The sequence below is a fragment of the Denitrobacterium detoxificans genome, from assembly GCF_015062615.1.
Classification (GTDB): domain Bacteria; phylum Actinomycetota; class Coriobacteriia; order Coriobacteriales; family Eggerthellaceae; genus Denitrobacterium; species Denitrobacterium detoxificans_A.
Genome location: NZ_SUUH01000001.1, coordinates 523,967 through 542,608, shown reverse-complemented (window position 1 = coordinate 542,608; position 18,642 = coordinate 523,967). Strand labels below are relative to the sequence as shown.

Below are 18,642 nucleotides of genomic sequence, written 5' to 3'. Positions count from 1 at the left end.
GCCCAACCGGACGGTTCCGGTTGGGCCCTTGGCGTTGGCGGTTTACTGGGCGGATTCTGCCTTCTTTGCGGCGTTCCACAGGTCGTTGAGCGCTTGCGTGTCGTAGTCGTCGATGCGCTTGCCGCTGGCATGGGCCGCGGCTTCCATGTGCTCCCAGCGGCGCTGGAACTTGTCGCAGGTGCGTCGCAGGCACGTTTCGGCGTCGAGGTGCTCGCGACGTGCCACGTTTACCAGCGCGAATAGGATGTCTCCGAATTCGAGTTCCGCTTCGGCCGAACGTGGTTCGGCTGCCTTGAACTCGGCGATTTCCTCTTCGACCTTCGCCCAGACGTCTTCGGTGGATTCCCATTCGAAGCCCACGCTCACCGTCTTGCGCGATACTTCCTGGGCGCGCATGAGGGCGGGTTGCTCGCGCGAGGCGTCTTCCAAGAGTCCGCGGGGCGCGTTCGGGTCCAGGCCTGCTGCGCGGAGCTTCTCGGCGCGCGCGGCGTCCTTCAGCTTGCGTTCGTGACCCTTGATGACATCCCAGAGGTCCAGGACCTCGTCTGCCGTTTGGGCGGATGCGACTTCCTCCTCGCTGAGGCCGGCGGCTTCCATGGCTGCCTGCGCGCCGAAGACGTGGGGATGACGGCGGACAATCTTCTCGTTTACGTCGTGCGCTACATCATCGATGGTGAATTCACCTGCGTCTGCGGCGATTTGCGCCTGCAGCACGACTTCGAGCAGCACGTCGCCCAGCTCTTCGCGCATGTGGTCGGCGTCGTCCTCTTCGATGGCCGAGACGGCCTCGTAGGCTTCCTCGATCATGTTCTTGGCGATGCTCTGGTGCGTTTGTTTCAAATCCCAGGGGCAGCCGCCGTCGGGGTCGCGTAGCGTGGCGATGGTTTCCACGAATGCATTGAACTCGGGGTGGTTTGCTGCGGTAGCGGGGTTGGGGACGGGTTGGGGCGTGCGAGTTGCTTCTTCGGACATGGAGCCTCCTTAGGCGTTTTTAATGCTCCATATGATACGCGAGTTTGGAGTTGTGGAGGCCGGTTAGTGTGCGACACGATGACTTGTGAAGAAATTACAAACGGCGCTTGACCGATTTTTTGGGTCTGTTAATATAAGCAACGCTTCACGGGGCATTAGCTCAGCTGGGAGAGCGCATGGCTGGCAGCCATGAGGTCAGGGGTTCGATTCCCCTATGCTCCACCAAATTGCCAACAGGTCCAGAAATGGGCCTGTTTTGTTTTTCCCTCAGGTCCGTGTCGGACGGGCATAGGGGGATCGAACCCCGAGAGGGGTGCACAGCCCAGTGGGCTGTGCACAAAGGAGCGCGTAAGCGCGAAGCCGGAATGCTGCGCCGCAGGCGCAGCATGCGCATCCTCCCGTGTCACCCGCCCCCGTTGCCTTCCAGACGGCTATTTGCCGTCGTAGAACTCGGTTTCAACGCGTTGGGTGTTGATGAGCACCGAGCTCTGGTGGAACTCGTCGACGAGCTCCTTGGCCGTTGCGTGCACCGTGTCGATGTCGGTGTCGCTCAGGTAGATGATCAGCGTGTACTCCTGGTACTCCGTGCCGTCATCGCCCTTCCAGCCGCCTTCTGCCTCTTGAATCGTGTAGCCGCCGAAGTTCTTCATGAGAATGGCCTTCACGCGTTCCTTCGATTCCTCGCGGGAATACACGGGCTGGTTCGTGTCCTTATCGTTCGTGCCCAAGTAGAGCACGTATTCCGTGTCGCCTGCTGCAGCCTCAGCGCTTGCGCTTGCACCCTGCGATGCGCATCCCACAAGCGGCGCGGCTGCGATGGCGGCGGCCAACGCGCACGCGAGAACCGTTTCCCTGATCTTCATGGTGACCCCTTTCTTTTCGTTCAAGTTGCATCACGGTCTACAGCAAGCGAGCACCGATACGGGGTGACAAGGTGACATAAGAACCGTCCCCGTGTCACCTGGTTAGCTCCGTTCCTCTTGCCGTCCCTTTATGGTCAGGACGACCATGGTGATGTCGTCAAATTGGGGTGCTCCCCGGGAAAAGGTCTTGATGTCCTCGAGAATGCTGTCGAGTACCTGATCACCGGGGAACTGCCTGGTTTTCTCTAGCACTTCATTCATCCTGTTCTCACCGTATTGGGCGTTCGCCGGGTCATGGGCCTCGGTGACGCCGTCGGTGTAGAGGAAGAGGCGGTCTCCCGGCTCGAGCTCGAGTTCGCTTTGGCCGTATTCCGTGAAGTCGAACCCGGCGAGGAACAGCCCATGCGTTTCCTCTATAGGTTCGCATGGCTGGCCCTTGCGCAATAGGACCGGGTAGTTGTGTCCAGCGTTGGTGTACTGTAGCGTCATCGTGCGCGTGTCAAGGATGCCAATCCAGGCGGTTATGAACATCTCCTCGTCGTTGTTCTCGCAGAGGCGGGCGTTGGCGGCGGTCAGGATTTCCGATGTGCTGTCACGGATAAGGGCATGGTCCTTGATCACGGTGGTTCCCCGCATCATGAAAAGCGCTGCGGGCATGCCCTTGCCACTGACATCGGCGATGACGATGCAGAGGTGGTCCGAATCGATCATGAAGCAGTCGTAGAAGTCGCCGCCCACCTCCTTCGCCGTTTTCATGCTCGCTTGCAGCTCGAAGGTTTCCCCTGCAGGTGGAATCGAAGGCACCATGCTCGTCTGAATAGCCGCTGCCGTGTCGAGTTCCGTTTGCGTGGATACCAGCTTTTCGCTCGTCTCGTTAAAGATGATGCAGTACATGATGGTCAGCGACAACAGGATCATCCCGTAATTCGATGCGTTGCCGAACTCCCCGGGAGTCGAGAAATAGTTGAAGAGGGGCAAGAAGATGAAGGTCAGAGCAGCGGCTTTCTGGTTGTGGGGGCTTTTGCTTCGGATGATTAGGATGGTCGTGACAAGAGATGTCGCGAGCAGGCACACATCCTCTGCTAAGGAGATGTCCGTGGCATGGTATGTCGCATTCGTGTCGACCCAGAACGTGAGCGGGTAGACGATGTTGGACAGAATAACCAGCGTTTGGGCCGCCATCAGGATGGGGATACCCTTGTCTGCCCAGCTGGCTAGTTTGCCCTTGAGATCGAGCGTTGTTCTCACGTAGCGATAAAAAAAGTAGATCATCACGAGGTCGAGCAGTTTGCTCGTCATGGCTAATGCGAAGTATAGTGTTGCCTGCCCTAATGCGAGTCCCGTGAAGAACATGAGACCGTTGGCTAGGAAACCTGCGCTCACCAGGGCGGTCAGGACCCCGAACTCCCTCGCTCCGCCGCCCTCCTGCCTCATGCTGCCAAAGTACAGGGCCGCGCAGACGAACGCCCCAAAGATGTCGATGCCGCAGTCGTACAGGCGCTCGCCTACCATCAAGAGAGTTTCCTGGTCGAAGAAGAGCGCCCAGCTGAGCACGAAGGAAACCGCTGCCGAGGCAAGGGTGAAGAGCAATCCCGGTAATGCGCGACCGTTTTTGACCTTATTAAGCATAGCGACCTTTCCGCTTCGGGAGTCCGTTCATGTATGATGAGCGGACTGGCGCATTAAAATCCGATCCTAGTATCCATACGATACGAGTTGCCACCCGTTCTCATTGTTGCGGGCAAGCCACCACTGGTAGTCGGTGTACTCCGTGTCTGGGTTCCAGGCGGTTGGTTCGGTGCCTGTCGTAGGGGAGTGGAAGTCGGTAACGAGCTCGCAGACCTGCGTGTAGTTCTTGCCCTCGTCCAGGCTGTTCAGCCAGGCAAGATTCTCGGGCGTGTTGCATGCGTCGCCGGCGTAGCGCAGGGAATGCAGCTCGCAGCCCGCGAACGTGGCGAATTCGCATTTGGCCTGAACGGCAGCCTCTTCAAGCTCCTCGCGAGTGTAGAGGGTGGAATTTGCAAAGCTGTAGGATACTTCGGGAGCAATCTTGCCAGACTTGTATTCCTCGAAGGTGATGCCCTGCTCTGTAATTTCCCTTGCGATGTCCGCATCGTCTATGTAGCGGATGTGCCAAGGTTCATAGCCATAGCCTGTGATGTGCTCGTCGCCTTCCAGGTAGCGCAGGATGAAGCCGTGCTCAGCGAGCTTGGCGTGAATCTTCTGCCAGATTTCGGGATACTGCATCATGTCCTCGTTCTCGGTGATGTCCTGGCCGTCGACGATCAGGTACAGGTCGAGCGCGAGGCCGGTGTGGTGTTCGGAGTATCCCGGCGTGGCTACGGTCTTCTTTGCATAGTCAGCACCGTATTTTTCGGTGAAATCGGCCATGATGCGTTCCTGCTCGGCCACGCTACGTCGTGCTGAGTCAAGGTCAACGTGCACGTCTTCCTTCTCAAGGTCTGCTTTCAGCTCCAGGTAGGCGTCGTAGGCCTTCTTCTCGACTTCGACGTCGTCGCCTACCGTGTTGGTGAAATGCACGGTCTCGAGCGCGTCCTCCCAGCCGTCGGGTAGGGCATTCATCTTGTTCACGAGGGCTAGGTAGTCGATCCCCTGGGATTGTTGGGTGGTGCTCGATGCAGTTGACGAGGGTTGTGTCGACTGAGGGGAGCTCGACGTCGAGGTGGCATTGCCTCCGCATCCGGCGAGCATCGCGCACGCCGCAACGCAGAGTATTGCAAACGCTAGCTTTTGCTTCATGGCTGACCCTCCTGTTTCGCTTGTTCGGAAAGCTGGCAGGGGCTTGCTGGTTCCGCCTGCCTTGCCCCCGCAGCCCTCGCGTGTTCCCTTATGCCTTTTCGCCCCAGATGACAATGCGTTCCTCTGGCGCTAGGTACATGCCATCGCCCTCGGTAACGCCAAGCTGCTCATACGTTGCGTCGAGCATTTGGAGGCTCACGTTGACACGCAGGGCGCAAAGCGGATGAGTATCGAGAGCGGCCTGCTGCATTGCGTTCGGGGAGAGGACGCTTGCCCACATGTTCGAAATGGTTGCGAAGTATTCGTCGTAGTTGAACCCCTCGGTTTTCGAGGCGAGCTCAAGACATGCCTGCACGCCGCATAGATCGGCGGTTGCCTCCGCGGCAATCATGTCTCCGGACACCATCTGGCCTGGCGCGATTTCGATTTGCGAGTAGCGCAGGGCGAGCGTAGATGATTTCAGCACGAATTTGTCGATGTCGCCTTCCGCGTAGACGGGGCTGGGCGTTCCGTATGCGTCAAGCTGCGAGCCCATGTAGTCGAAGCCGTGGCTGATTTCGTGCGCGATGGTCCAGCCGGCGGTGCCTATCAGCTCGGATTCAGTCATGTCATCGGAATAGATGAGGCTCGTTATGAAGCCGGGGAAGATGTTGATGGAGTTGCTTGTGGAATCGTAGAATGCGTTATTTGTGGTGGGGCTGATCGCGAACCATGGCGATGCCGCCACGGCGGGCTGCCCAATGAGCTTGTTGTCGCATTCTTCGCGGTATTGCTTGCATGCCAGGTAGTTGGAGAAAAGCGTTCCTCCCTGGTCGGTGGGGGTGAGGCTAAGCCCGCTGTAATCGTAGTATCCGCCCGTGGGCTCCAGCACGTTCAGGGTCATGTTGTCGAGTTTCTCAATGACGCGCTGCTTGGATTCCTCGCTCATCCACGAGGTGTTATTGGCGAGGTCCTTGTATTCGTTCACGAGTTTTTGCGCAAGGTCATTGAGGCGCGTTTTCGCCTGGGCGCCCAACGTATTCTCGACGTATGCCGAGGCAGCGACGTTGGCAAGCGTGTCGATGCTCGTGCATGCGTTGTAGGCGAAGGCGTCGGCATCGGGTACGGCTGCTCCGTACTGCGCGAGTACTTCGTTCATGGTGCTTGGATCGCGGTAGGGGCGTGTTTCCTTGAGAATCGCTCCCTTGGCCACTGTCTTGATGGCGTCGAGGTTATCGGCGGTCCACATGTCATCGAAGGCCGTAAGCCATTTTTTCGTGACGACGTACGTTTCGGATCCGCTTTTGCCCATCTTGTCGACTACGGCGCGCATCGGGAAGTTTTGCGAAAGGGCGCACATCTCGTCGAGCGTGCAATAGCTATCGCGTGCCGCGTCCGCCATTGCGCCATAATCGGCCATGACGTACGTGCTGGGGCTGTCGACGTACTTGCCATGGGCCTTTTCGAAGGCGACGATCGTCGAAGCTGCCGCTCCCGCGTCCTGCCGTTCCATTCCCGCGCTCATGAAGTCGATTGTGGGGTATATGGCGAGCGTTTGCATGGCGCTATCCAGGCTCTGCTGCGTTTGCTGGTCGTCGGATTCCTGGTAGTACATGCCGCCATTGGTGAGAACGTCGCATAGAACGAGGTTCGGGTTAATGGCGACGATGTTCGTGGTGCGCGTGTCGTTGGTGGAAATGTTTGCCTGGATGAACGGGTCGAAGGGGAAGTCGCTGCTCGTGATGAGCGCGTTCATTTCCTCGATTGAGGTAACTGCATCAATGCGGTCGAGGTAGGGTTGGATTTCCGAGATTCCCGCAGCCTGCAGCGCTTCCGTGTCGGCGGCCTGGTTGTAGAGGATGCGCAGTTGCTCGATGTCGTGGCTGGTCTTGGTTTCGTCCTTGACCAGGGAAGTGATTGCGGACTGCAGCTCGCTCGCGTGGTCCGTTATTGCCGAGCCGGGGGTTTCCTGGTGGCTTGAAAGGTATTCGTAGGCGTAGTGTGTGTACACGTCGTCCTTCGCGCTGGGCCGCTCGCTTGGCAGGTTGCCCTGCAGGTTCGTGGTGACCCAGGGCTTTCCAGCAAGGTTACTATCGGTTGATGCGCTGGTGTCCGTGCTTGTTGAGCTGGTGGTGCCGTTGCATGCCGCGAGCGTCGTGGCCATTGCCAGAACGAGGACAAGCGCAGTTGCCTTTTCGAGTAGTTTCATGGTCCCCTCCTTGCCGTTGTCTGACGGCGTGCTGCCTGTTCGGTGAGCAGCGATTCCGCTCCCTGTTGCGGATGCGTAAATGGTAGCATCGCGGGCCTATTTCATGGTTGCTGGCGCGGCAAGCGTTGCGTATGCGTTGATGGGCTTATAATGCGAGCATGAACGACGGAAGCAACAGAGCCCGTATGAGCGGTATTCCCGAAGGCGCCATGTACGATCTTCTGCGAGGCAGGGGAGGCTCTGGTGCTGGCGGCGGTGGCGGTTGCGGCGGCTGCTTGATGCGAGCCATGTTGATTATTTTGACCCTGTCCGGATTTGTTTTCGTCGTTGCTATGGTCGTGCTCTTCGTGATCATGGTTGGCGGGGTGCTTTTTCGTTAGCAATATTCGAATCGCTGCGTTTGCAAGCGGACGTCGGGGTCGTAGGGGCATGCCGGCGTCCGCCTGTCGTTTCTGTGCGCATGTCAGCGCTCGCTTTTATTGGCAAGCCCGTATTGCCTTCCGGAAACGAGAATGGACGCGGGAGCTTACGTCTCCGCGTCCATTCTTCGTTTGAGCTATTCCCTCATGGGGCGTGTGCTTCTATGTCCTTTCCGCGATCACGCTCCGTGGATTCTCATGCCCTCTTCAAGGGGCTACTTACAGGCCGTACCAGGCAGTGCCCTCGTCGTGCCAGCCCAGCTTCACGAGGTTCTTGTGCTCCTCGAGGCTGGTGGTGTAGTTGTGCGAGCCCGACTGGGCGTTGGGGTTGTACTCGCGGTAGAGCTTGACGGTCTTGGCGTCGTCGGAGTACCAGCCGATGCCCTCGTACTTCCAGCCGAGCGAGACCAGCCAGTCGCGCTCCTCGGCGCTCATGGTGTAGTGGTGGTCGCCGCCGTTGGGGTTGTACAGCCGGTGCACGGGCGTGTTGCTCGTGACGGGTGCCGTCCAGCCGGTGCCCTCGTACTGCCAGCCAAGCTTCACCAGGCCATCGCGCTCCTCGTCGCTGGCCGTGTAGAAGTGCTCGCCGCCGTTGGGGTTGTACAAGCGGTGCATGGCGACGGAAGTGGGATTCGTTTCGGTCCACTTCGCGTAGAGCGTCACGCCTTCCGTTACGGGGTCGTCGAAGTTGTAGGGGGTCGTGCAGGCCGCATCGGTGTACCAGCCGCCAAATTCGTAGCCCTCAGCTGTTGGGTCGCTCGGCTTCGTAGCCTTATCTCCGTACTTTACGACTTGGGTCTCGGGCGCTGTGCCGTGGCCGTTGGCGTTGAACGTCACCTCGTAGTCCCAATTGGCGTACAGGGCCAGGTTGCTGGTAACGCTATCTTCCCCGAAGGCCCACAGGGCTCCGTTCGTGGTCCAGCCGGCAAGCGCCTGACCGTCCTTGTGGGGAGCCTTTGCGTCGGCATCAGATTGACTGATGAGTCCGCCGTATTCGACTTCCTGCGTTCCCAGCTGCGTATCGCCGTCGTAGTACGTCACGGTGTAGGTGCGAGGCACTACCTGCGCGTACAGGTAGGTGTTCTCGCTGACTGCCGTGTCGAAGTCGAAGGATTCGGCTTTCGAGAAGTCGGGGGTAGTGGTTCCGTCACCCTTGAACCAGCAGGACTTATCGCCTTCGAGGAGTGCGTACTGCGCTTGCGTGCTGTCGTCGGCAAGGGCGTATACGTCCTCCGTCGGGTTATACGCCGTGGTTCCGTCTTCGATGTCGTAGCTGGCCACATCGGGGTCGATATCGACCGTGGGACTATATACCAGCGTGTAGGTTATGGTGCGCAGCGTGGGAGGGTTGGTCTTGTCTACCCACTTGGCGTAGAGTGTCGTGTCTGCGGTGAGCGCCGTGTTGGACAGACAGGGCTTCGTCAATTCCGCGTCGGTGAACCAACCGGCGAATTCAGTGGTATTCGCAAGATCCCCTGAAAGCGTTGGCGTCTTTCCATCGAGTCCGTCAATCGCGTGTCCGTATTGTATTTCCTCGTTAGACGGAAGGCCGACGTTTGGATTGCCCGAAAGCGTGCCAGCATCGTACGTTATGCTTACGCGTTCCTGAGCGAAGCTGCCCATGACGGCAAGGTCGGAAGCGGGCATCGTGACCTTGTAGACGTTGGTATCGCCTTGACGTTCCGGAATAAAGGCTTCGCCGACGGACGCATCCGTATCGGAAACGGCCAGAACCGGAATTGCCCAGATCTCGCTCATGCCGAACTTATCTGCCGGAGCTACCGTCATTTCGACGGTCTCTCCATAGGCTGCCTCCGTGTAGAAGTACAGGTAGTTTTCGTCATCGAGATATCGTTCGTCGGTAGCGGGATCCCCAAAGTAGATGCAGCTGCCGGTTGCGGGCGTGATCATCTGCTGCGTTCCGCCATCTGCGTCGGGTGCCGTCTTGTTCACGACGGCCACGGTGGCAATCGTGTACTTGACGGGGGTCCACTTGGCGTACAGCGTCATGCTCGCGCTAACGGGCTCGCTGAAGTCGTAGGGATTATTGCCCTCTTCGTCCGTGCACCAACCCTCGAACGTGTAACCCGTGAGCGTGGGTGCCGTCGGGACCTTTACCGATGCGGTCGCGTCGGACGTGAAGGTCTGTGCGTCCGGCTGCCCCTGGGCTGCCGCGGGTGCGTTATCCGGTTCGTTCATGTCGAACGTCACCGTGTACACGTTGCGATACTCGACGTGGTTCGAGTTATTCTTGCACACGCGTTTTTCTATGCCGGGGTCATTGGAGGGAGTCCACTCGCCCCAGTTGTGGCCGGCCGGCTGAATGATGACATCGTCCTCAGCGGCTTCGGTGGTGCCTTCCGCGTCCAGGAAGTACTTGCCGCAGTCTGCGCACCTATAGTGCTCGATCCATCCGTACGCGTCTCCGCCCGTGCAATCCGTCGGGGCCTTCGCGTCGTAGTGCGTCAGATTGTGCTCGGTGGCAATGACGGTAAGCCATTCGTAGTCGCCGTCGCTCGTTAGCGGAACTACCTGGTCACCGTCGTTGTTCACGACAAACGGGCGCACATGGTATTCGCCCGGCTGCGTGAACTGGACGTCGCCGGTGCCCTCATTGACGCTGATTCCCTCGGATTCCAGTTCGTAGCTTTCCCAGCGTACCTGCGTATCGATCTTCTTGCCGGTCTTGTTGGTTACCACGTAGTTCATCGTGTCATTCAGATTGATGGGCGTGCGGTAGAAGCCAGTATAGCTTCCCGATGCCGAAATCTGCGGATTGTCGAGTCCGGTATTTACGATGTCTATTCTCACGACGGGGGTGAGAGCCGGGTTGCTGTTGGTGGGTACGTTGTTCAGCTCCGTCAGGTCCTGGCCTGGGTCGGCGCTTTCGCCTGTCACCTGGCGTATGCCATCGTTGATTACCCACCTAATATAGACGCTTTGGCTTTCTGCATTCGCCTTGGGCGCGAGCGTACGCGTTTCGCTGTCATAGACAAACTTTCCTGCTTCACTCTCGCTTACCAGGGTCTTGTCATCGTAGACGACGCCTTTCTCATCGCAGAGTTTCCATCCGCCCCAGTCCGACGTGAATCCGTAGAAGGGCACGTTGAACCTGTTGTAGCCTTCTACGGTTATGGAATCGAGGTCAAGCGTGTTCTTGTCGTACAGAATGTAGTTCGCTTTCGGCGTCTTGACCGAGGCGAGGTCATACAGCGGGTACGTTGAGGATACGTGCGAACTTGTTTTGTCGTCTTTAACCTCGATTTTACCTGGGGATTCGTAGAGGTAGTTTTGCCTGGAAAGCTCGGGAACGTTGATGCCGTAGTAGGCGCTAGCCGCTTCGGTCACGCTGCTCCAGTTGATTTCCTGGTTCTTCCTCCAGTCCGTTGCGGTGCTATGGGTGGTATACGTGCGGTCATCTGCGGTGTCGTAGCTATCAACCTGGTTGTTGTTGACGATGCGATGATACAGATCATCCGTTGCCGCGCATCCGTAGGACGGCTTTCCCGTTTCGTTCGTGTCGAACTTGATGACCAAGGACTGCTTATCGTAGTCACTGGCGTTGATTCCGCCGATGCCGCCAAAGGCAGAGGAGGAATAGTAATCGCCGCTCATGGCGAAAATCGCAACCTTGTAGCTCAGAGCGGCTGGCTGCTGGTAAGTTTGGGTGTATGTGGTGGTTGACGCTTCCTGTTCGATTGTCGTTCCTGTATGCGGGGGAAGTGCAATTGTGGTCTCAACGGCCTTGCTTACTTCCTTTGATTCGCTATGTCCCTGTTCGGCACCGATTGCTCCGCCCATTTTCCAAGCGGTGCCCCAGTTGAGTCCCATCGAGGCGGACTCCGATGAAGTGCTGGTTGACGCGCCTGCGCCAAAGGTGTCGTCTGCCCAAAAACTCGTATCCGAGCTGGACTCGGTTGCGGCTAGGCCGATGTTGGCGCCGATGTTTTCCGATAACTCGAAGGATGTAAGGCCAGATAGGGTAGTGGTGGTTGTTTGCGTGACGGCATCTCCCAGCACTGCGGAGTGCATGATGTCTTGTGACGAGCCATTGGTGACCGTGGACTTGTTTGCAGATCCAGGGGTGATGACGCCCGTGGGGGTCGGTCCGCTGACATATTGAAGTCCGGTTGCGGCTACGGGTACCGGCTCGAAGTCATAGAACACGATTCCGAAAGATACATAGTCGAAATTTGCCGAGGAGCCTTTGCAATTGACGGCAGTTACGACGTTTGCGAAGCCAGACGTTGAGTCGGTCGAATCGAGCCCCTCCAATCTTGTCTCGCCGGCTTCGTCTGCGTCGAGAAATTCTTGAGCCGAGAGCGCGCCTGTGGTGCTTTGGCATTCGTAAAGCGCCTGGCCCATCAAATTGCGCGCGTCGTTTAGGCTCGAGATTCTCTTAATGCCTGAAACGGTGAATTGGTCGTAGCCGGTTTTGCCTGAATGGGATGGGTTCGTTTGCTCAAGCTTGCTCTTGAGGCTATAGCAGCTCCAGGTTTCCTCGGCGTATTTGGTTTCGCCTTGACTCATGTTGAAGTAGGAGTCGAAGCCAGCCTGGGACATATTCCCTCCGATGGGCTGTTCCCCGTAGAGGTCGACAAGTTGGCTTGCCTGGTCGCGGAAAACGCTGGCCGCAATCCCGCTCCACTGGGGTAGCAGGTTCGTCTTTACGATGTTTTGCAGATTGTTTGCGTTGAGGCTGAGCGTTGTCTTTTCGGGGTCGGCGCCCAGGCTCGTGTAGTTGAAGGTGTCGTTGAGCGTAAACGACTTGATTTGCGTCTTGGTGTCGTCGGTGAACTTCTGAGCTGTGGCTCTCATTTCGCCGTACGATATGTCATCGCCCCATGCGGCAAATGTTGGCGTCACCGTTAGGGCGAGGACGCACAACACGCAGATGAATGCCCTCAATCGCTTCTTCATGGCTGCCCCTCTCTTTTGACCCGTTACCCCAGCGCTCTGGCCAAGTGCGGCCATGCTTGGATGCTGCCGCCGCGATGCGCCGGAGAGCGCAAATGCCCCCATTGTCTCTGAATGATACTCGCGGGGTTTTAAATGCGGAGAGGGGAGAGGTGGAATGTTACTTTACCGATGACATTGTTGGAGCAACCTCGCGAAAGTGCCTGGAGCGCCCCATTTTGGTTGCTGGTTCGGGTTTGTGATGGGCTGCGTCGTGTGACGGGGTGTGCTGTGGGGCGTTCGCTTTCTGTGCCGCACGGCTTCGCGCATTACCTGCTTCCTTTCACGTTTACCCTCTAGGGTAATTACCACGCCAGCTACCTGCGCAAACGCAAGAATTACCCCACGGGGGTACTATGCGGGTGAGCGGGGGAGTAGCAACATCTGTCGCACCGTTAAGTCAGCAAGAGTGGAAGGAGAGCTGATGGCGGAAAAGGACACGTCTGCGCAACAGGAGCAGACGACCGACGGTGCGCTGGAGGGTCAGCCGTCGATGGCTTCGAAACGCAACAAGTGGGTTATCCCCGGCGTGATCGTTGCCGTAATCATCGTGTTGGGAATCGGGTTCGGCGTGTGGCATGAGTCGCCCACGTTCTGCAACGCGATTTGCCACGATCCCATGGATCCCTACGTCGAAAGCGTGACGTCGGGTCATACGGGCATGGCTGCCTACGATCATGTGCAGGCGGGCAAGAATTGCCTGAGCTGTCACCAGCCGAAGCTTACCGAACAGGTGAGCGAGGTCATGATCTGGACGAGCGATGCGTTCACCACCGACGAAGAGGGCTGGCTTGCTCCTTCGAAGGATTTTGCGAGCGAAGAGTTCTGCGCGCGCAGCGGTTGCCACGACATGAGCGAAGTGGTCAACAGCACCTGGGGCTTCGAGGGCAATGCCGAGCAGTACAATCCTCATTCGAGCCATCAGGACCAGGCTCTGGAGTGCGGCGACTGCCACAAGGCGCACAGCACGAGTGTTCTGGTTTGCAACGATTGCCATGCGCTGAACGCGCCTGAAGGCTGGGAGGGTTAAATGAGCTCGCTATCTCGACGTAGTTTTTTCAAGGGTGCGGGTGTGGCTGCTCTTGGTGTGGCCGCTTCCAGCGCACTTACCGGCTGTGGTAACAGCCAGACGGTTTCCGAGAACGCCGCTAACCTGAGCGCGGGCGAGTCGGGCACGCCTTCGTGGCTGGGCCAGGCTCCCGTTATCAACGAAGCCGATATCACCGAGACCATCGACACCGAGGTTCTGGTCATCGGTTGCCGCACGGGCGGTCTGCCGGCCGTTATCTCCGCCGCGGAAAACGGTGCGAAGGTTCTTGGCATCGACCGCGTTGCCAAGGTTTCGAACCCGCGTGAGGACATCGGCTCCATCGATTCCAAGCTGCAGCTCGCGTCTTTCGATGAGTTTCCGCAGTTCCGCATCGACAAGATGGAAGCCATGGAAGACATCGTGCGCTATGCCAACGGCTTTGCGCGCTACGACCTCATCAAACTCTGGGCCGATGAATCCGGTGCCTGCGTAGACTGGCTGACCGATATCGTCGAGCGCGACGGCCGTATGGTCATGAGGTTCGAAGGCGGCCTTCCGCCCGAGTCTGAGGCGCGCGACAAGGCGTATGCCACGGGCCACAGCCCCGAAAAGACCGAACTTGTGGCCGACGACAAGGACTTCTCGTTCGGCGTGTCCCTGAAGGAATACGCGGAAGAGCAGGGTGCCGAGTTCCGCTGGAGCACCGAGTTCATCAAGCTCGAGCAGGACGAGAACGACCGCGTGGTGGGCGCCATCGCTCGCGACGTGAACGATCGCCATTACATCCGCATCAACGCTCCCAAGGGCGTCATTATCGCCACGGGCGGTTATGGCAACAACCTGGAAATGATGCAGGCGCGTCAGCCTTGGAACCAGGACCTGCGCATTCCCGTGCCCGCTCGTGGTGGCAACCCCACGGGCGACGGCATCAAGGCCGCGCTGTGGGTTGGCGGCAAGATGGACCCGATGGGCGCCGCCGTCACGTTCAACCGCGCATGCTGCCGCCCCACCGAGACGGCTGGCATGGGCAATCAGGACACGGCTTCCAATGCCAATGGCGCGAACTGGTTCTGGTTCGGTGAGCAGCCGTTCCTGAAGATCAACCTGAACGGCAAGCGTTTCTGCAACGAGTCCGGTCCGTACGACTACATGCTGCACTCTGCATGGATGCAGCCGCATCACACCTACGTTGACATCTGGGATTCCGATTATGTCGAGAAGGTTCGCCAGATCAACGAGGTCGGTTGCTGCCGCCTGTATCCCTTCGACAACGGCGCTCCTTCCAACATGCCGATTCAGGCCATGGAGGGCATGTTCGAGAAGTCCATCGAGGCTGGCTTCATTCAGCGCGCCGACACGATGGAAGAGCTCGCCGAGATGCTGAACCTGCCCGTCGAGGAGACGGTTGCCACGTGGAAGCATTACAACGAGATGGCGTACGCGGGCAAGGACACCGACTACAACAAGGAGTCCTACCGTATGCTTCCGCTCGACCAGCCGCCGTATTACGGCGTGCGCACGGGTGCGTGGTTCCTGGCGACGATCGACGGCGTCATCATCGACACGAACATGCATCCCGTTCGCGAGGACGATTCGCCGATTGAGGGTCTGTACATGACCGGCGACGCTTCGGGCGGCATGTTCGCCGTGAGCTACCCGAACCTGTTCACGGGCTTGGCATGTGGACGCACGATGACGTTTGGCCGTCGCGCAGGCATGCTTGCCGCCACGGGTCAGGCGTAAGCTGATTCTATTCGGGTCGGTTCCCATGTGGGGGCCGACCCGATTTTGTGTGCTATGGTCACATGCATACGTATGAGGGTGTGGAGTTCAGTATGTCGTCTGAAAGCAAAGAGAGAGTGGGGGCGGCTCTGTTTGATGCCGCCTTTTGGCGCATTACGGCTGCTTTGACGTGCCTCGTTTTTTCCGTTGGGCTTATGAACCAGGTCGTGTTTCCTCTTTTCGACCCGACCTTCATGTTCGCACGCGATATTTCCGTTACGGCGAATGCGCTGTTCATGGTTGTTGTTGCCCTGCTTGCGGTATTCAAGCCGCGCGTGTTGAGGCTCGAGCGCGTGGCGGAAGTGGCGGTTGCCGCCTGCCTGATCATCGGCGCGATTGCTCTGCTGCCAGCGCTTGCGATGTCCAATGCCCCGTTGCTCGTTGTTTCGTCGTGCTTGTTTGCGATGGGGCGCGCAGGGGTAACGATTATGGTGGGGCTTGCGGCGACGGGCTTTAGCGCCCGAAAGGCGTCGGCGTGCATCGGGATTGCCTTTACGATTCGCCTTGCCCTCGAGCTGCTGGTTTGGCAGGCTCCGGTTGTTGCGGGCGTGACGCTCTTCCTGGTTCTGCCTCTTGTGGCGTTTGTCTTGACGATGGGCGTCGCCCGCCCTCTGCTTTTGGAGATTGCCCAGTCCGAGGCACCTGCAGACGTCGCAATTACCCAGCCGACAACCTTCCTGCCGCTTGCGAGCCAGTTCTTCATCTGCCTGATGCTCTTTTCGATGGCCTTTGGGTTCGCCTTGCGCTTTGGCGAGGTTGGCGGCGTTCCCATTGCCAACATGATTGGGGTTTTCCCCGTTGCCCTGCTGACCGTTTACTCGCTGGTCTGCAAGAGGAGCTTTAGTGCCGATCTTGTCGTGCAGATCTCGGTCTTGCTTGTTGCTGCGGGCTTCTTCCTGGCCACCGCTTCTCCCACGACTTCGTACGTGACCGCCAATGCGTTGCTTTCTACGGGTAATACGCTGTTCGAGATGGTTGCTTGGCTTGTTCTGATTATGCTTGCGGGCCGCAACCGCAAGAACGCCCTTGCGGTGTTTGCCTGGGGACGTGGTCTGGGTGGTTTCGGCACGCTTGTCGGCGCCGCCATCGGAATGCTGAGTAACATGTTCGTCGACGTCAACCCTGGGCTGTTCGTTTTCGTCCCATGCGCTCTTATGCTCGTGGTCGTAGGGTATGCGCTTATTGGCATGCGTTCGTTTAGTTTTTCGAGTGCCATCGAGGGCGTTACCGAGACCCCGAGTCGCTCCGAAATGGCTGTCGTGAGCGACGCTTCCGCCTCCGAGATTCCGCTTTCCCAGAAGTGCCGCGGGGTGGCGGAGGAGTATGGGTTGTCTCCCCGCGAGCTTGAGGTGCTCGAGCTGCTGGCCGAGGGCCGCGACCGCGCCTACATCGAGGAGGAGCTCGTGATTTCGCGCAACACCGTAAAGGCGCACGTCAAGCATATCTACGCCAAGCTCGATATTCACTCCCACCAGGATCTTATTGCGCTCGTTCATGGCGACTAGCGCTCCCTTTGCGCGAGAGCCTCGTTGTATCGCGATAGCTCGCGCGGGTCGGTTTGCCGAACTGGCGGGTGTTTCCGGGGTCCGTTGTCGCGCTGCCGTTAGTGCGTGCGGCGTCGTTGGCCTTTGTCTGCGCGAAGTTGCCAAGCCGGGCGCGATGCGTTTCTTGCTCATCTTGCGGCCGCCGCGCTGGCTAGTGCGTTCGTGCTGTGGCTAGGTTGTGCGCTGTGTCGTTTGCAAACGCATTTGCATGGCTTCAACCTCGACTTATTCGCCCTGTTCCTCGTTGTTGACCCTTGGGAAGATGTCCCAGTTGAAAAGCGTGTCCCTGAGCGATCGGCGTTGGGCGATGTGCTCGCGTTTCGGGGTTGGCATGCGCTTGCCGAGCGCTCGTGCGACTTGATACGCGAGCTCGTCGAACGCGCCCTCTTGGTTTACTTGCAAGCGCGTTGCCGTGATCATGCGGATGTTCTTGTGCTGCAGCATGTTGCGGCGCACGGCGTCTTGCTCTTGCTTTTCCATCTCTGTGTGAAAGCGTGCGCTGTCGTATTCCATCCCGACGCGTTTGCCTTGCCAATACAGGTCGCAGTCGAAGTAGCGTTTCCCAACGGCGAGCTGCTCCTTCAGCGAGAGTTCGATGCGCTTGTTGAGCTGGGGGAGCGGTATGCCGTAGCCGCCAAATCGCGGAGGCATGCACAAGAGCATGCAGAGCGCCGTTTCCCGCGGTGACGCCGCATTGTCCACGGTCCACTTGAGGAATTGAACCGTCTTCGCTCTTGTGTTTGGCTTGAATAAACGTTCGGCATATGCCTCTATTTTGTCCACGCTCGTAATGGGTGGCCTTTTGCAAAAACCCAATTCGTCAATGCTGTCTATAGCGTAATTGCCGCACATTTCCATTGCGAGCTTTACCGCTTTTGCGGTTTTCGTTTTCGATGCTAGCTGGATGAGGCATAGCTCGGGGGAGGCGATGAAGAAGTTCTCTTCTAGCTGGTAGAACGATCGCTCGGGAAGTTGCCTGTCGCAAACATGTTCTATTGCGTTGGCTAGATGCTTTCTTTGCTTGAATGTGACCATGATATCGAGTTTGTTCAAGGCTAGGTCAGGATGTTCTTTCTCGAATTGCATTAATAGTTTTTGACTTGGGCTACTGTATGCAAGCGAATGGACGCGTGCGGGAACGAGAACGATAGGGGCGAGGTGTCCAAGTTTTCTCCAGATCCAAAAGGCGGAATTGTGGCTAATGAAAAGACGTTCCATGGGCTTGTCTCCTTGCTTCATGCAAACTGAGCAGAATTCGGCGTTTCGATGTAAGAAATGCTGTCGTTTACACGTGAATACGGTGCCATTTGAGGACCTGGTGCCTTTACGCAGGCATCTGGAGGTGCGATAAATGCCATTTGCCCAGGTAGACACTTGGCAAGACTGCGAGGGCGGCGGGCATGACGTGTAAACGGCGACATTTTTTCATTTTCATCTTCGATATTTGCTCATTTTGCTTTTGGCGTCTTGTTTTTGCTTTGGCGCGGCTTCGTTATTCGGTGCCTTGGCATTGTTCTTTTTGCTGTGCGTGCCGAACGCTTTGCATTTTGGTTGGGGTGCGAGCTGGTTTCGCATTTTGGAGGTTCGCGGTTCCAGTACGATAGGTATTTGGTCGCGCCAATCGTGCGGAATCGTCGCCTGAATGATGCGCAATCGGTGCGTGATGGAGGCGTTACTGCCGTGGAAGCTGCTTTGCATGTTGACGTTTTGAAATGCTACCAGAAGTGTGGTATTTGCTACAATTGAGGCAGCTAGCCTAGCGAAGGGGGTTCCGATGGGTTGTTCATTGTTTGAGCATCAGTTGGAAAGTGCCATGAGGGATGCTATTGGCGAAACGGGGATTCGCGTCATCAAAGGCGTCGACAAGATTGCCTCCAGGCAAGGGGGCGAAAATGTCATCCACAACTACCAGCTCTTGGGTAAGCGCGCCCTCATCGTGCTTGGTGCGGTGTTCGTGGGCGTGCAGGTTGTTACTTCCGTTGCCGGGCTCGTGATCTCTCGTCGAAGCGAAGAGCGTCGCATCGAGCGTGTGGTGCGTCGCGTGCTTGAAGAAGAGCGCCAGCAAGCCGAATCTGAGGCTGAATAAACGCACTCTTCTCGCGTGCCTGGTTTGGGGCGCTGGTAGGGG

General features: G+C 58.0%; 12 protein-coding genes and 1 tRNA gene. 6 read left to right on the top strand and 7 right to left on the bottom strand.

Translation table 11 applies throughout. From position 1 onward, the window contains the following. Window positions 1-42: 42 nt before the first annotated feature. Window positions 43-972, bottom strand: coding sequence for a nucleoside triphosphate pyrophosphohydrolase (mazG, locus tag E7002_RS02310; RefSeq protein ID WP_303727305.1), 930 nt, complete (start codon window positions 970-972; stop codon window positions 43-45). Between the two features lie 149 nt (window positions 973-1,121). Here mazG and E7002_RS02305 point away from each other — a divergent pair. Next, window positions 1,122-1,197: transfer RNA gene (locus tag E7002_RS02305), tRNA-Ala, on the top strand. Between the two features lie 206 nt (window positions 1,198-1,403). On the opposite strand, the gene E7002_RS02300 is transcribed toward E7002_RS02305, so the two are convergent. From E7002_RS02300 to E7002_RS02285, 4 genes are all read right to left on the bottom strand, one after another. Then, a complete protein-coding gene (locus E7002_RS02300) occupies window positions 1,404-1,835 on the bottom strand; it encodes a DUF3574 domain-containing protein (RefSeq protein ID WP_303727304.1) in 432 nt (143 codons plus the stop codon). 102 nt (window positions 1,836-1,937) lie between these two features. Further along, the gene (locus tag E7002_RS02295; RefSeq protein WP_303727303.1) at window positions 1,938-3,464 is read right to left on the bottom strand and encodes a PP2C family protein-serine/threonine phosphatase; all 1,527 of its coding nucleotides are present in this window, start codon (window positions 3,462-3,464) and stop codon (window positions 1,938-1,940) included. A gap of 66 nt (window positions 3,465-3,530) precedes the next feature. Further along, the gene (locus E7002_RS02290; protein WP_303727302.1) at window positions 3,531-4,595 is read right to left on the bottom strand and encodes a D-alanyl-D-alanine carboxypeptidase family protein; all 1,065 of its coding nucleotides are present in this window, start codon (window positions 4,593-4,595) and stop codon (window positions 3,531-3,533) included. 88 nt (window positions 4,596-4,683) lie between these two features. Beyond that, the gene (locus E7002_RS02285; protein ID WP_303727301.1) at window positions 4,684-6,783 is read right to left on the bottom strand and encodes a M13-type metalloendopeptidase; all 2,100 of its coding nucleotides are present in this window, start codon (window positions 6,781-6,783) and stop codon (window positions 4,684-4,686) included. Window positions 6,784-6,968: 185 nt separating this feature from the next. Here E7002_RS02285 and E7002_RS02280 point away from each other — a divergent pair, with 185 nt between their 5' ends. Beyond that, window positions 6,969-7,163: a hypothetical protein gene (locus tag E7002_RS02280; protein WP_303727300.1), complete on the top strand. Its 195-nt coding sequence runs from the start codon at window positions 6,969-6,971 to the stop codon at window positions 7,161-7,163. A gap of 258 nt (window positions 7,164-7,421) precedes the next feature. On the opposite strand, the gene E7002_RS02275 is transcribed toward E7002_RS02280, so the two are convergent. Continuing rightward, window positions 7,422-12,122 (bottom strand): InlB B-repeat-containing protein, encoded by a 4,701-nt coding sequence (locus E7002_RS02275; protein ID WP_303727299.1) that lies wholly within the window; start codon window positions 12,120-12,122, stop codon window positions 7,422-7,424. Between the two features lie 460 nt (window positions 12,123-12,582). Between E7002_RS02275 and E7002_RS02270 the strand changes: the two genes are divergently transcribed. The 3 genes from E7002_RS02270 to E7002_RS02260 all read left to right on the top strand — a co-directional run bounded on the left by E7002_RS02270 (window position 12,583) and on the right by E7002_RS02260 (window position 16,475). Continuing rightward, window positions 12,583-13,188, top strand: coding sequence for a cytochrome c3 family protein (locus tag E7002_RS02270; protein WP_303727298.1), 606 nt, complete (start codon window positions 12,583-12,585; stop codon window positions 13,186-13,188). Between the two features lie 42 nt (window positions 13,189-13,230). Next, entirely contained in the window at window positions 13,231-14,931 is a 1,701-nt protein-coding gene (locus tag E7002_RS02265; RefSeq protein WP_303727297.1) for an FAD-binding protein, read from the top strand. A gap of 206 nt (window positions 14,932-15,137) precedes the next feature. Then, window positions 15,138-16,475, top strand: a complete 1,338-nt coding sequence (locus E7002_RS02260) for a LuxR C-terminal-related transcriptional regulator (protein WP_303727296.1) — start codon at window positions 15,138-15,140, stop codon at window positions 16,473-16,475. A gap of 264 nt (window positions 16,476-16,739) precedes the next feature. On the opposite strand, the gene E7002_RS02255 is transcribed toward E7002_RS02260, so the two are convergent. Beyond that, window positions 16,740-17,732, bottom strand: coding sequence for a hypothetical protein (locus tag E7002_RS02255; RefSeq protein ID WP_303727295.1), 993 nt, complete (start codon window positions 17,730-17,732; stop codon window positions 16,740-16,742). A gap of 556 nt (window positions 17,733-18,288) precedes the next feature. Here E7002_RS02255 and E7002_RS02250 point away from each other — a divergent pair. Beyond that, entirely contained in the window at window positions 18,289-18,600 is a 312-nt protein-coding gene (locus tag E7002_RS02250) for a hypothetical protein (protein WP_303727294.1), read from the top strand. The last annotated feature ends 42 nt before the right edge of the window (window positions 18,601-18,642 follow it).

Coding starts and splice junctions, on each gene's coding strand:
- E7002_RS02255 (WP_303727295.1), bottom strand. CDS start 17,732: ATGGAACGTCTTTTCATTAGCCACAATTCCGCCTTTTGGATCTGGAGA.
- E7002_RS02275 (WP_303727299.1), bottom strand. CDS start 12,122: ATGAAGAAGCGATTGAGGGCATTCATCTGCGTGTTGTGCGTCCTCGCC.
- E7002_RS02280 (WP_303727300.1), top strand. CDS start 6,969: ATGAGCGGTATTCCCGAAGGCGCCATGTACGATCTTCTGCGAGGCAGG.
- E7002_RS02295 (WP_303727303.1), bottom strand. CDS start 3,464: ATGCTTAATAAGGTCAAAAACGGTCGCGCATTACCGGGATTGCTCTTC.
- mazG (WP_303727305.1), bottom strand. CDS start 972: ATGTCCGAAGAAGCAACTCGCACGCCCCAACCCGTCCCCAACCCCGCT.
- E7002_RS02285 (WP_303727301.1), bottom strand. CDS start 6,783: ATGAAACTACTCGAAAAGGCAACTGCGCTTGTCCTCGTTCTGGCAATG.
- E7002_RS02270 (WP_303727298.1), top strand. CDS start 12,583: ATGGCGGAAAAGGACACGTCTGCGCAACAGGAGCAGACGACCGACGGT.
- E7002_RS02250 (WP_303727294.1), top strand. CDS start 18,289: ATGGGTTGTTCATTGTTTGAGCATCAGTTGGAAAGTGCCATGAGGGAT.
- E7002_RS02290 (WP_303727302.1), bottom strand. CDS start 4,595: ATGAAGCAAAAGCTAGCGTTTGCAATACTCTGCGTTGCGGCGTGCGCG.
- E7002_RS02300 (WP_303727304.1), bottom strand. CDS start 1,835: ATGAAGATCAGGGAAACGGTTCTCGCGTGCGCGTTGGCCGCCGCCATC.